Here is a 14,128-nt window from a genome sequence, read left to right on the forward strand (position 1 = left end):
TTATTTGCGAAGAATCATTCAACAAAGAGTAAAACGTTTTTAGCCGAACCCTTCGGGCAGCGTTTGTTGGCCATTTTTACTGCGTTATCGACTTTTTATGTAGAATAACTACACCTCAAAGTCTCTGCCTTGTAAAAATGTCCAACAATTCGCTGCAAAAATAACCTTGAAAGATCAACAGACCCTAGCCATGTTAAAGCTATTTAATCAAAGCCGTTACCTTGTGTAGCGGCTTTTTTGTTTATTCAAGTTTGCTAATGGTCACATTTTGATTAAAGGTAGAGTTGAAGTAAGTAAACTTTGTCCTAATGTGCTAGCTAACTTGCTATAGTAATGGTCGGTAAATTCAGCTAATAGAGTCGATAACGTTCTTATGTCCACATCTTCTGATTATGACTTTTGGGTCAAGCTCGCGAGTCGCGCATCGGTAGCAACCGCATTATGCCTTATTGTGATCAAATTATTAGCTTGGCTGTATTCCGGCTCAGCCAGTATGTTGGGGTCGTTAACCGACTCATTTGCTGATGCTTTAGCTTCCATTGTTAACTTTATTGCCATTCGTTATGCCATTGTCCCAGCAGATAAAGATCATCGTTATGGTCATGGCAAAGCTGAACCGTTAGCCTCGTTGGCGCAAGCTGCATTTATTTTAGGTTCAGCCTCACTGTTGCTACTTTATGGTGGTGAAAAGCTGATCAACCCTGTACCTATTGTGAATACTGGCGTGGGTATTGTGGTGTCTATTATTGCCATAGTGATGACATTGGCACTCGTGCTTGTGCAACAACGTGCATTAGAAAACACCAACAGCACCGTGGTTGAGGCAGACTCATTACATTATAAATCTGACTTGCTACTTAATGGTGCAGTATTATTAGCCCTGGTGTTAGCCATGTATGGTTGGTGGTGGGCAGATGGGTTGTTTGCGGTGTTAATTGCACTGTTTATTGGTCATCAAGCGGTTGATTTAGCTTATCGGTCAGTACAAAGTTTACTTGACCGAGAGTTAGATGATGACACTCGCGAGCAAATCAAGACATTGGCTAAACAAGATCATAGAGTTAAAGGTATCCATGATTTACGCACGCGTCAGGCGGGTAAAACCACATTTATTCAATTGCATATGGAACTGCCTGGTGAGTTGTCTCTTGAAGAGGCACACGACATTGCTGACAAGGCTGGCTTAGTCATTAAAGCGGCTTTTGATGATGCTGAAGTGATTATTCACCAGGACCCAGTGTAGTCGTCTCACTATGTTGAAGCCCAGTGAGTTGAGGGTTAAACCATCACCAGTTGATTGGTAGTTTGTGCTCTGGCTAATTCGAGGGCAGAGTCTGCCCGTAAAATTAGGTTTTCAATGGTGTCGTCATTTTGCCATTTTGATATACCAACACTGGCACTAAAGCGAATATGTTTACCGCTTTGTGGGTCAACCAGTTCGCTGTCTTCAATGCTATGGCGGATGCTTTCGGCAATGCTACGTGCAATGTTGCTACTGCCCGCTTTTATTAGGGCAATAAATTCATCGCCACTCCAACGGCTCCAGTAAATCATCATCGGTGAGTTTACTTTGACAATGCTGTGCAAAATTGATCAATGCCTTATCACCCATAACATGACCGTATAAGTGGTTAATTTGTTTGAGTTCATCTAATCCCATCAACACACAATATAGCTGCTGTGTTTGCACTGCTTTCTCGTTGTATTTTGCTTGAGCATAATACAACATTCCTCGTCGATGGAAGATTTGAGTTAAATAATCAAGATGAATTTGCTGTTCAAAATTTTGCTTAAGCAGGTATGACTCTGTAATATCAATGACTGTAACTTGAACTGCGGGCTGTCCTTCCCAATCGATAATGCTTTCTAATAATTTTACCCATACGGTTTTACCACTCAAATGAACGCATTTTATCTCAACCGGATGGGGTTTGATTTTTTGGTCAAATAAAGCAGTGTATGCCTCTTGTCGATGGGTGCGGTAATCAGGAGCAATCACATCGAGTATAGAAGGAAGTGCCAGTATGCTTTGGCTATTGGGATAACCGAGTAAGCTTGCAAAAGCTTGGTTACAAAAGAGTGGACTAAATTTGCGATGTATCAACACACCTTGCAATGAGCTATTCACTAGCTGACGGTAGCGAAACTCGCTTTGTTGAAGGTTTTTGTTGAGGGTAATATTCTCAGTTAAATCAACAATGGTAATTTGTAATGCCGGTCGGCCTTGCCACTCAACAATGTGCTCAATAGAAAGCACATTCATTAACTGACCAAGACGATTGCGATTGATATAACTACGAACTTGCGGTTTTTCGATTCCGCTCATTAGCGCATAATAAGTATGCGCGGCAATATCTTGAGCTTCTGGGTCAATTAACTCTAAGATACTTTTTAAACCGAGAATGTCTTGTGCGCTAGTGTAACCGAAAATTTTAGCGTAGTTATCATCTGCATAGAGAGGAATAAAGTCTTGGTGAATGACCACACCATAATGAGTATCAAATTCCAAAATCAGTCCTTCGCTAAGCGTTAATGCAATTTTTTATCGATTTTTTATTCTAGCATTGATAATCAATTTTGCATGTACTCATATTGGAAATGTTTTATTGCATTATTCAAATGTGTACATGCTCACAAAATATTGACTTAAATTTGCAATGCATTGATTTAAAAGAGTTACATGCTGGAATTATTGTTAATCCATCGCCAATTCTTTGAGTTTACGGGTTAAGGTATTACGGCCCCATCCCAAACGTTTTGCTGCTTCTTGTTTATGTCCTTGAGTATGACGCAGTGCAGTTTCCAGTAAAATTCGTTCAAATTCTGGTTGTACTTCGGTTAATAAATCACTTTCGCCCGCGGCTAGTTTTTCATCTATCCAGTCGGTCAGTGCGGTTTGCCAATCACTTGCGCCAGCTTGTTTTTGCTGACTTGCCACTGGATCTTTTAATAACTCGGGAGGTAAATCTTGCGGCAAAATTTCTTGACCAGATGCCATCACGGTTAACCAGCGACAGGTGTTTTCTAATTGACGTACGTTACCTGGCCAAGGCAGGTTTGCTAGCTTCACGGCCGTTTCTTTGGTGAGGACTTTTGGTTCTACTCCAATTTCTTTGGCCGCTGTGGTTAAGAAGTGGCTAGCTAATTGAGCGATGTCTTCACGGCGTTGTGATAAAGGCGGTAAGTGCACTCGAATCACGTTTAGGCGATGGAATAAATCTTCACGGAAAGTGCCTTTTTGCACTAACACTTCTAGGTTTTGGTGGGTTGCAGCAATAATCCGCACATCCACTTGCACCGCTTGATGACCACCGACGCGGTAAAATTGGCCATCTGCTAATACTCGTAACAATCGAGTTTGTACGTCCAGCGGCATGTCGCCAATTTCATCTAAAAATAAGGTACCACCATTGGCTTGCTCAAAACGACCCTGGCGCACATTAGCTGCACCAGTAAAGGCGCCTTTTTCATGTCCAAATAGTTCTGATTCAATTAAGTCTTTCGGAATGGCCGCCATGTTTAATGCGATAAATGATTTGTCTTTGCGTGGGCTGTGTTTATGCAGCGCACCCGCAACCAGTTCTTTACCGGTACCTGATTGACCGTTAATCAATACACTGATTGATGAACGAGACAGGCGGCCGATGGCTCTAAAGACTTCTTGCATTGCAGGTGCTTCACCGATGATTTCAGGTGTTTTTACTTCTGCATCGCTGACCGGTGGCGGTGTTTGTTCGGTTGCGTGAGTCAAGGCTCGCTCAACAAGACTAATTGCTTCATCGATATCAAAAGGCTTAGGTAAGTATTCAAATGCGCCAGCTTGATAGGCGCTTACTGCGCTGTCTAAATCTGAATGCGCTGTCATGATAATCACTGGGATATGCGGGTAATGCAGTTGTAAGCGATCCAGTAAGGTTAAACCATCAGTACCAGGCATACGAATATCTGACACAATTACCTGTGGCTGTGACGATTCTAGTGCTTGCCACAATGATTCGGCGGCGGCAAAACTAGCAGTAGATAATGAGGCACCTTGAAGTGCTTTTTCTAATACCCATCGGATCGAGCTGTCATCATCGAGGATCCAAACTTGTTCACTTATGTTCATGTTAAAACCTCTTTCTGCCGACAAAGGCATGCTAATTATTGTAATGGCAGGGTGATAATAAATTCGGTGTGTCCAGGTGCAGATACGCAATCAATTCTGCCACCGTGGAGGCGGGCAATGTTATGTGCAATCGATAACCCTAGACCTGAGCCTTCGTCGCGGCCTGTCACCATAGGGTAAAACAAAGTATCAACCAGCTCAGAAGGGATCCCTGGACCGTTATCGATAATCGACAACGCGAGTACCAATTTATAGCGTTGGGTGCCAATGGTGACTTGATGTTGTGTGCGGGTTCTAATCAAAATATCCCCGCCAGCAGGCTCTAATGCTTGGATAGCATTTTGGACAATATTGAGTACAGCTTGCTGCATTTGATCGGGATCCATTTGGGTATCAGGTATTGATGGATCGTAATCACGCTTTAACTCGATATTACTCGGCAATGCCATTTCAACCAGCTTTAATACTTTTTGCACCACTTGATGGATATTGTGCTCAGTATGTTGGGTTGGACGCTGTGACTCTAGAAGTCTATCAACCAAATTACGCAGCCTATCAGCTTGTTCAATGATCAAGCTGGTAAACTCTTTTAAATCTGGAGAGGTTAATTCTCGTGACAGTAATTGCGCCGCGCCTCGTAATCCACCTAATGGATTTTTAATTTCGTGGGCTAAATTACGCACCAAAAACTGTGCAGCCTGTTGCTGAGCATCCATGTTAAGTTGCTGATGAATACGCCGTTGCTGGTCAACTTGGCGTAATTCTAAAATACTTGAGTTGGTTTCGCTCTCAAGGGGCATTAAGGTTATGTCGATTGTATGATGTTGGCCATCAAGGGTAATTAATGCAGCTGTGTTAACCGTTAACCCTTGGCCTGCACGAATAGCATCTCTGAGTAATTGTGGCTCTACTCCCATTAATTGGTATAGGTCTGGCAGGGGCTGCTCTAGCAATTTGCTATTACCAATGCCAAGTAATTGTGCAGCCGCGGCATTGGCATAGCTTGGCTTGAGCTCGGTATCGATTACCAGCACCGCTGTGACTAAATGATTGAGAAGGTTATTTGTGTCCATTAGCCGTCCTAGTAAGGGTTGCACTAACATGGTGCACCAAGTTGGTGCGCGCTGCAACCCGTTTCACACAAACAGCAATAACGACGAAAAATGAGAAATTTATTTTTAAATCATTGAATATATGGGTTTTAAATTTCTAATTAGACTTTCTCGCTTGATCCTAGTACTGATGCTTGGTGAAGAAAAATCTTTCTTGGAGAGCTAGATGCAAGGACTTTGCCGTTTTGTGCCACAGCGTTAACGACAATAGTGTGCTCGCCCCTAAAAATACCTGACAAGGTAAAGATTGCTGAGGTTTGTGGACCTTCGGTAAGTACTCCGTCTACTAATAACGTGAGCATGGAGCCGCGAGGTAATTGCGGGGAAACACTGACATTAACGGTTAAATCACCGTTATTATCGCGGATGGTGGCTTCTTCTTTGGGAGAGGTTATTATAATGGTATATCTGACTGGCGCTTTATCTTCTTTAATCGTTACATGGGCTTTGGGTGGTGTTTTTATACTGATTTCATTCTGTGTATTTTCATTTAATTCAATGGCTTCAGCATTGGCTTTTGGCTCATCTGAATAATGTACTTTGCCATTTTCATCGACCCAACGGTACACAGTTGCGAGGCTATTACAGCTTATTATTAACAAGCTTATGAGTAATATAAGACGCATGACACACTCCTTAAAAACCAATATTTTCATAGAGTAGACGGTTTTAGTTAAAAAATCAGCTTAATCTGTTGTGATGAAGCTGATTAGCGTCAATTATCATGATGAAGCCGCTTGCGCCTTGTGGACGCTGTTATTTTACACTTAGATGTAGTGACAGCAGTATTCTGAGATAATGGTGTTACGAAGGCTAAAGCTCACATTTGGTGCAAGCTCAAATTGACTGCCAGCGCTAAATGTTTTCCATTCAGTTTCACCAGGCAAAAGCACTTCAAATTCGCCAGAGGTCACTTGCATTATCTCGCCTTCAGCGGTGGAAAATTCATATTCTCCAGGTAACACTACACCGAGTGTTTGTCTTGTGCCATCGGCAAAGAAGACGCTCCTGCTGGTGACTTTACCATTAAAATAGACGTTGGCTTGTTTGGCCACGCTTACCTGTTGCAATATGCTCATATCTGCTCCTAAATTAATGTAATACCAATTAACTATTGTGGATGAGTATTACAGACCTTTAATCGAACCACCTAGTAAAATGTTTTCATGTTGTTACAAGCAGGCTTATTAACGCGCCCAGTTTTAGCGAAAAAAGCACAAAAAAACCCAGACATTGTCTGGGCTTAATTTGATCCAACTGCTTGTGCAGTTTAACTGAAAGAATTAACCGCGGCTTGCGCGCTTACGGTCGTTTTCAGTTAAGAATCTCTTACGAACACGAATGTTCTTTGGCGTTACTTCTACTAATTCGTCATCATCGATGAACTCAAGCGCTTGCTCAAGAGACATGTTGATTGGCGGAGTCAGTACTTGCGCTTCATCTGTACCAGATGCACGCATGTTGGTTAGCTGCTTGCCTTTAAGACAGTTAACTGTCAAATCGTTTGAGCGAGCGTGAATACCAACGACTTGACCTTCATAGACTTCGGCCGCATGGCCAATAAACAGGCGACCACGGTCCTGCAAACCAAATAATGCGAATGTTAATGCTTTACCTGTCGCGTTTGAAATCAATACGCCGTTAGCACGTTGACCGATGTCACCGCCTTTATGTGGACCGTAGTGATCAAATGAGTGGTAAATCAAACCAGTACCTGAAGTTGCTGTTAAGAACTCAGTTTGGAAACCGATTAAACCACGGCTTGGGATGATAAAGTCGATACGTACACGGCCTTTACCATCAAGCTGCATGTCTTTCATTTCTGCTTTACGAGTGCCTAATCTTTCGATCACAGTACCTTGATGTTCTTCTTCAACGTCAACCGTTACTGTTTCAAATGGTTCACATAGCTCATCATCGATAGTCTTAAGAATAACTTCTGGACGTGATACCGCTAACTCGTAGCCTTCACGACGCATGTTTTCAATTAAGATTGATAAGTGTAATTCACCACGACCAGATACGCGGAAACGGTCAGGGCTGTCAGTTTCTTCAACACGTAATGCAACGTTATGAACTAATTCAGTTTGTAAACGCTCAAGGATGTTACGTGAAGTAACGTATTTACCTTCTTTACCAGCAAATGGCGACGTGTTTACTTGGAAAGTCATGGTCAATGTTGGTTCATCAACAGACAATGGTGGTAAAGCTTCAACTTCATTAACAGCACAAACGGTGTCAGAAATCTTAAGTTCACCAAGACCAGTAATCGCAACGATGTCACCTGCATTAGCGACTTCAACTTCAGTACGTTCTAGACCCATGTAACCTAATACTTGACCCATTTTACCGTTACGCTTTTTACCGTCAGCACTGATTATAGTCACTTGTTGGCCAGTTTTAACGCTACCACGCTTAATACGGCCTACACCGATTACACCCACATAAGAGTTATAATCTAACTGTGAAATTTGCATTTGGAATGCACCGTCCGCGTCAGCGTCAGGGAAAGAAACTTTCTCTACGATGGTTTGGAATAGTGGTGTCATGTCTTCGCTAGTTTCTTCTGGGTCTAAAGTGGCGAAACCATTTAATGCAGACGCGTAAACGATAGGGAAATCTAACTGTTCGTCAGTTGCACCTAAGTTATCGAATAGGTCGAATACTTGGTCAATAACCCAATCAGGACGTGCGCCTGGACGGTCAATTTTGTTGATTACAACAATAGGCTTTAGGCCTTGAGCAAATGCTTTTTTGGTTACGAAGCGAGTTTGTGGCATTGTAGCCATCAACTGCGTCAACCAATAGTAAAACTGAATCTACCATAGATAGAACACGCTCTACTTCACCACCGAAATCGGCGTGACCAGGGGTGTCTACGATGTTAATACGGTAGTCATTCCACTTGATGGCAGTGTTCTTTGCCAGAATGGTGATCCCACGCTCTTTTTCAAGATCGTTAGAATCCATAACCCGCTCAGTAGCTTCTCCACGAGATGCAAGGGTTCCTGACTGCGCCAACAATTTGTCTACCAAGGTTGTTTTACCATGGTCAACGTGGGCAATAATGGCGATGTTACGTAAATTCTCTAGCACGGATAAACCTCTAAACCATCAATAAAAAAAGGGGGCTTTATAACGACTGTGTAATTATAGACGTCATAAAAAAGCGTGCCATTCTACTTCAGAGCGGCTTTTGTAGATAGGATTATTTTTGAACAAATAGCATTTTTCGTGCTCTTGTGGCCAAAAAACACCTGAAAACGTTTATTTAAATAGAATGTATTGTGCTTTTTTTCACTTTTTGCAGCTGATAAATGCTTTCTATATTAAGTGGTAATATTCATTTTTATTGCCCTACCGCTTTTTAGCGTAACAAGCTTGTCATGCAGAAATGTGACACTAACAAAAACTTTCTTAATTTGCTGGCGCACCATAATGGACTTTTGCACCGCATTGAAACATAGTGGTGCACTGCACTGGTGCAAAATGAGATTTTGTGCAGACTACATTATTTTCAAAACTAGCAAAATCAAAAGGTTAGCTAATTGGCATGATTATCGCTATATTGCAGACAATCGGATAAATGCTAATTCGTTCTCCAGATAAATTGTCTGGCGAATAACCCAATTATTTTAAGGGATAACCCTTTACCCTACCGGAGGCTTGAGAATGTCAGTTGAATCAGTTTTAAAGCAACTTGAAGAGTTAGAAGTTAAGTTTGTTGACTTACGCTTTACCGATACTAAAGGTAAAGAGCAGCACGTTTCTATCCCATCTCACCAAGTAGATGAAGATTTTTTTGAAGACGGCAAAATGTTTGATGGTTCTTCAATTACAGGCTGGAAAGGCATTAATGAATCAGACATGGTGCTAATGCCTGATCCTACAACTTTCATATTAGACCCTTTCACCGAAGAAACCACAGCACTTATTCGTTGTGATATTTTAGAACCTGGCACAATGACAGGTTATGACCGTGACCCACGTTCAATCGCTAAAAAAGCAGAAGAATACTTAAAGTCTACAGGCATTGCTGACACAGTATTAATTGATCCAGAACCAGAATTCTTCATCTTTGATGACGTCCGTTTTGGTACTGACATGTCAGGCACTTTCGTTAAAATTGATGCGAAAGAAGCTGCGTGGAACTCTAGCAAGAGCTACGAAGATGGCAACACTGGTCACCGTCCAATGGTTAAAGGTGGTTACTTCCCAGTAGCACCTGTTGACTCATCACAAGACTTGCGTTCAGCAATGTGCTTAGTGTTAGAAGAAATGGGCAAGGTTGTTGAAGCGCATCACCACGAAGTGGCAACAGCGGGTCAGAACGAAATCGCAACACGTTTTAATACGCTTACTAAGAAAGCGGATGAAATCCAAATTCTTAAGTATGTTGTGCACAACATGGCACATGCATACGGTAAAACAGCGACATTTATGCCAAAACCAATCGTTGGCGACAACGGTAGCGGTATGCACGTTCACCAGTCTTTAGCAAAAGACGGTGTTAACTTGTTTGCAGGTGATAAGTACGCGGGTTTAAGTGAAACTGCACTTTACTACATTGGTGGTATTATCAAGCACGCTCGTGCATTGAACGCATTCACTAACCCAAGCACTAACTCTTACAAGCGTTTAGTGCCTCACTTTGAAGCACCTGTTATGCTAGCTTACTCAGCGCGTAACCGTAGTGCGTCAATTCGTATCCCTGTGGTACCAAGCCCTAAAGGTCGTCGTATTGAAACGCGTTTCCCTGATCCACATGCAAACCCATACTTAGGTTTTGCTGCCTTGTTAATGGCTGGTCTTGACGGTATTCAAAACAAGATCCACCCAGGCGAAGCAATGGACAAAGACTTGTATGACTTGCCTGCTGAAGAAGCGGCTGAGATCCCACAAGTTGCAACTTCTCTAGAAAACGCACTTGAAAACTTACAAGCTGACCATGAGTTCCTATTAAAAGGTGATGTATTCAGCAAAGATTTCATCGAATCTTATATCGCACTTAAATCGGCTGAAGCTGAGCGTGTATCTCGCACAACTCACCCAGTAGAGTTCGAAATGTACTACAGCTTATAATAAGCCGGTCTATACAGACCGCTTAGTAAGACATAAGTATCAACCCCGATAAGCCATTATCGGGGTTTTTTGTTGTACGAAGGTTGTGTAATTGTTGCAAATGTAACTAAATATGTCTAATGTGTTGCCTTTGTCTGTTATGCACGACATTGCCCTATTTCAACCCGCACCAAGGTGTTTGTTTCAAAGTGCGACATATGAGAGTTAAATGAAATTATCATTTCGGTATCTATTGTTAATTGCCATGAGTTTGGTTTCATTAATCCCCATTTGTATTTTAGCGTTATGGAGCAGCCATAACGCACTTGACAATGAATACCGCACGGTTCAAGACAAGCATCTACTTTTAGCTAAAAATCTATCTCAGGCATTAGACCGATATAGTGTTGATGCTTTATCCATTTTTACTCATGCAACTGACTCTGTGGCACAACAAGATATTTCCCCTCATTTAGTTTCACTGCTTCAGGATATTGATGTTGAGTCTATCGGTGAGTATGACGCTCAAGGTCAGTTGGTTAATGTGTTATTTGGTCCTGAAAGTCTTCAGCCCGTTTCACTCACAAAAGGTGTGAACGTATTTGACCTTGCACAAATATCTCAAGCGACATTTACCGATGTGCAAAATCTGGGTGGCGAAACGCCTACTTTGTATATGGTCCGCAAAGACCAACAACAACGTGTTTGGCTAGCAGTAATGAACCCAGAATTTATTGATTTATTACAGTCTGCGGTTCAATTTGGCAAAGAAGGTCACGCCGCAATTGTTGACCGCAAAGGCAATGTGTTGGCTCACCCAAACAAACAGTGGCAAGCCGACAGTAAAAACCTAGCTAAAGTCAATATTGTGCAACAGATGATGGCAGGCAATACCGGTGTGATGGAGTTTTATTCACCAGCAGTACAACAAGATATGATAGCGGCATACACTGTGGTGCCAACAACAGGGTGGGGAGTGATGATCCCGCAACCATTAGTTGAGTTGTATGTGCGAGCCGGATCTGAAATTAACACGATTTTGTGGATAGCCGTGTGGTCATTTGTTGCCTGCCTTTTACTCAGTTGGTGGATGACGGGGTTAATTACTCGACTCCATTGCCGCGCTCACCACGCAAGTGTGCGACCTAGCAGAACAGCAAACACAGTTAAGCCTTTTACCTAAGCAGCGCATTGAGACAAATGAGTTTGTGACCTTGTTTGACAGTTTTCATCAGATGTCTTTGCAAGTGATTAATAGTCAAAAAGATCTGACTAAAAGAGTAAAAGATAAAACGGCGGATTTAGCCAAAGCACAAGCGGCAGCTTTACATTTAGCTAATCATGATCACGTGACAGGATTGGCTAACCGTATGTCGATAAGAAATACCATTCAGCAACGCATTGATGCCAAACAACCATTTTCCCTGTTATTTATCGACTTAGATGGATTTAAACAGATTAATGATACTTATGGTCATGGTGTGGGTGATAGCTTATTAACCCGTATTGGTCAAAACGTATCGTCCAGTCTTGAAATTGGTGATATTTTTGCCCGTTATGGTGGCGATGAATTTGTACTACTTTTACAGCACGATAACCAGTGTGATATTGTTAATCGTAAGGCTAAGCGTGTATTAGAATTAATTAAGCAGTCATATCAAATTAACGGTCACCAGTTAAACGTGAGTGCCTGTATTGGGGTTGCCCAATATGATGGTACAGATAACGATACTGACAGCCTTATCCATCTTGCTGATGTTGCCATGTACCAAGCTAAGAATGCGGGTAAAGATCAGGTGATGCATGCGTGTTAACCAAACGTATTAAGGATGAAGATTTAATAATGACTCGATTAGCTCAAATAACTCACCACACACAGGCTAGACCTAACGGCTTTACCTTAATTGAGTTAGTGGTTGTGATTATTATTTTGGGCGTATTAGCCGTAGTTGCAGCACCTAAATTTATTAGTTTAAAAAGTGATGCGTATGCCAGCTCAATGCAGGGTGTTGCCGCAGCCATTAGTAGTGGTAAAACCATGGTGTATTCCGCCTGTGTGATAAGCACCAGTTGCGATGAAACAGCGCCAGCAGGAGGTGGTAATGGCTCTGGAAACAGTATTACTGTTGAGGGTGAGATTGTTATTTTAGCTTATGGGTACCCGCGCCAAACTGCAACGGGTATTGCTAGAATGATAAACATTGCTGATACCTCTGATGGTGGCGAATTCGAATTAACCACTTACACCTCTTCAGGTCGTACTGGCTTACGTATTCGCCCAGACGCCGACTACGACGCAAACAAGTGTGAAATACGCTACTCACAGCCCTTAGCCGCTGGCGAGGAGCCACTAATCGAAGTGTATATAGATGAATGCTAGTTAATACCTTAAGCTAATACGAATGCCATGAAGATTGTTTCATGGCATTTTTGTTTATAGCAATCATATTTATTGAGAGTTTAGGGGACAGATGACTTTCCCATGTCATTTTTGATGGTTTTCTTGAAATATTTGATTCTAAGTTAAACTAGTAGAGGATTTCACTCAAAAATATGATATTTTCATTGAAAATCACTCAGCAAAAAACGGCCAATGTCATGGATAAGAAAGACCTAAAGCTATTAGAAATATTACAGCGTAATGGCCGCATGGCAGTGTCTGAATTAGCCGACAAGGTTAATATGTCTGACACACCTTGTTTACGCCGTGTAAAAAAGCTGGAACTTGATAAAGTGATTGTAGGCTATGGTGCCCAAGTTGATCCCGCTAAAGTGGGGTTAAGTGTGGTGGTCTATGCGTCGGTGCGTTTGAGTGAGCACTCTGATGCGTCTACCGCATTATTTGAAAGCACTGTGGCACAATTGCCTGAGGTAATGGAGTGTTCAGTGGTGACGGGGGCGCACGATTATTTATTAAAAATCGTCGCTAAAGATCTTGTGACTTACGAACATTTTATTAAACAGTTTTTGGGTAACTTAAAATACGTATCTAATATTGAAACCACAGTGGTATTAAAACAAATATTTAGCCATAACGTATTACCTGTGGATTCGTCACCAATAGAGTAGTTCGCTTAAGTAGTATTGGCTATGCTCAGATAGCCAATACTTAAATCACTTAATCATGATGCCGCAGTTAAAGCGACTAACCTTGCTCCATTGACTCAATAAACTTGTTCGACTCTTCAATCGATTTATTCATTTCATTAATCAAGCTTGAAATGTCAGTTTGTAAGCTGGCAAACTCACCTTTAATGGCGCCAATCGCTTGCGCATTTAGATTATGCTTTAGATAGAGCATGTTATCTTTCATAGCGGTTAAAATCGGCGGCATTTTAGCTTCTGCACGACGCATACTTTTTACGAGCGATGAGTAAGCTCGTTTGGTTTCGTTCAGTTTATTTGTGCTATTGCGACGTAAACTGGCTTTGCTGATTTCAGTGATCTCATCTTGCCATTCGTTAAATAATGCGTCGGCAACATCCTCTACTTTATCAATGCGGCTGGTGACTTCGTCGGCTGCACTTTGCGCAGACTCGTATTCGTCTTTTGCTTTGTTGTAGGCATCTTCTAAGTCGCCGCCATCAAATGCGAGCAGTGCTTGCATTTCTTCTAGGGCTGAACTGAATTGCTCTTGAGCTTCTTCTTGTGACTCTTTGGCGTTTTGAACCCGATTCACCATAATGTCGCGCTTGTGATAGCCGACTTTTTCCATGGCACCGTAATAGGCGCTTTGACAACCGCTCAACAGTAAACTGCTACTTAATAGTGCCAGTGATATCCATTTTTTCATCAATGTGTCTCTTTTTATTGTTTGAGGCGACAGCAATCTATGTGAGATTAGCTA

At 42.0% G+C, this 14,128-nt stretch carries 13 protein-coding genes and 1 pseudogene; 6 read left to right on the forward strand and 8 right to left on the reverse strand.

The window, feature by feature from the left end:
• Positions 1-373 precede the first annotated feature (373 nt).
• Positions 374-1,243: a cation efflux pump FieF gene (gene fieF, locus N4T56_RS21515; protein WP_261734633.1), complete on the forward strand. Its 870-nt coding sequence runs from the start codon at positions 374-376 to the stop codon at positions 1,241-1,243.
• Positions 1,244-1,278: 35 nt separating this feature from the next.
• On the opposite strand, the gene N4T56_RS21520 is transcribed toward fieF, so the two are convergent.
• The 7 genes and pseudogenes from N4T56_RS21520 to typA form a co-directional block, all read right to left on the reverse strand.
• The gene (locus N4T56_RS21520; RefSeq protein WP_261734634.1) at positions 1,279-1,557 is read right to left on the reverse strand and encodes a diguanylate cyclase domain-containing protein; all 279 of its coding nucleotides are present in this window, start codon (positions 1,555-1,557) and stop codon (positions 1,279-1,281) included.
• Positions 1,523-2,509: a sensor domain-containing diguanylate cyclase gene (locus N4T56_RS21525; protein ID WP_261734635.1), complete on the reverse strand. Its 987-nt coding sequence runs from the start codon at positions 2,507-2,509 to the stop codon at positions 1,523-1,525. Before N4T56_RS21525 ends, N4T56_RS21520 begins: the two co-directional genes overlap by 35 nt.
• A gap of 186 nt (positions 2,510-2,695) precedes the next feature.
• On the reverse strand, positions 2,696-4,108 hold the full coding sequence (gene glnG / locus N4T56_RS21530) for a nitrogen regulation protein NR(I) (RefSeq protein WP_261734636.1): 1,413 nt from the start codon (positions 4,106-4,108) through the stop codon (positions 2,696-2,698).
• A gap of 35 nt (positions 4,109-4,143) precedes the next feature.
• Positions 4,144-5,181 carry a nitrogen regulation protein NR(II) gene (gene glnL, locus N4T56_RS21535; RefSeq protein ID WP_261734637.1) on the reverse strand — a complete coding sequence of 346 codons (1,038 nt, stop codon included), beginning with the start codon at positions 5,179-5,181 and terminating at the stop codon, positions 4,144-4,146.
• 140 nt (positions 5,182-5,321) lie between these two features.
• Entirely contained in the window at positions 5,322-5,846 is a 525-nt protein-coding gene (locus N4T56_RS21540) for a DUF4124 domain-containing protein (protein WP_261734638.1), read from the reverse strand.
• A gap of 141 nt (positions 5,847-5,987) precedes the next feature.
• Positions 5,988-6,299, reverse strand: coding sequence for a pyrimidine/purine nucleoside phosphorylase (gene ppnP, locus N4T56_RS21545; RefSeq protein WP_261734639.1), 312 nt, complete (start codon positions 6,297-6,299; stop codon positions 5,988-5,990).
• 204 nt (positions 6,300-6,503) lie between these two features.
• A pseudogene (gene typA / locus N4T56_RS21550) lies at positions 6,504-8,316 on the reverse strand (translational GTPase TypA).
• 576 nt (positions 8,317-8,892) lie between these two features.
• On the opposite strand from typA, the gene glnA reads away from it, so the two are divergent.
• From glnA to N4T56_RS21575, 5 genes are all read left to right on the forward strand, one after another.
• On the forward strand, positions 8,893-10,302 hold the full coding sequence (glnA, locus tag N4T56_RS21555; RefSeq protein ID WP_261734640.1) for a glutamate--ammonia ligase: 1,410 nt from the start codon (positions 8,893-8,895) through the stop codon (positions 10,300-10,302).
• 208 nt (positions 10,303-10,510) lie between these two features.
• The gene (locus N4T56_RS21560; RefSeq protein WP_261734641.1) at positions 10,511-11,464 is read left to right on the forward strand and encodes a PDC sensor domain-containing protein; all 954 of its coding nucleotides are present in this window, start codon (positions 10,511-10,513) and stop codon (positions 11,462-11,464) included.
• A 25-nt stretch (positions 11,465-11,489) separates the two neighbouring features.
• A complete protein-coding gene (locus tag N4T56_RS21565; RefSeq protein WP_261734642.1) occupies positions 11,490-12,095 on the forward strand; it encodes a GGDEF domain-containing protein in 606 nt (201 codons plus the stop codon).
• A 29-nt stretch (positions 12,096-12,124) separates the two neighbouring features.
• Positions 12,125-12,661, forward strand: coding sequence for a type II secretion system protein (locus N4T56_RS22600; RefSeq protein ID WP_315903079.1), 537 nt, complete (start codon positions 12,125-12,127; stop codon positions 12,659-12,661).
• Positions 12,662-12,834: 173 nt separating this feature from the next.
• Positions 12,835-13,350: an Lrp/AsnC family transcriptional regulator gene (locus N4T56_RS21575; protein WP_261734643.1), complete on the forward strand. Its 516-nt coding sequence runs from the start codon at positions 12,835-12,837 to the stop codon at positions 13,348-13,350.
• 76 nt (positions 13,351-13,426) lie between these two features.
• Here N4T56_RS21575 and N4T56_RS21580 read toward each other — a convergent pair whose 3' ends face one another.
• Positions 13,427-14,074 carry a DUF2959 domain-containing protein gene (locus N4T56_RS21580; protein WP_261734644.1) on the reverse strand — a complete coding sequence of 216 codons (648 nt, stop codon included), beginning with the start codon at positions 14,072-14,074 and terminating at the stop codon, positions 13,427-13,429.
• Between the last annotated feature and the right edge of the window lie 54 nt (positions 14,075-14,128).

Source organism: Shewanella phaeophyticola (assembly GCF_025398315.1).
Lineage (GTDB): Bacteria > Pseudomonadota > Gammaproteobacteria > Enterobacterales > Shewanellaceae > Shewanella > Shewanella phaeophyticola.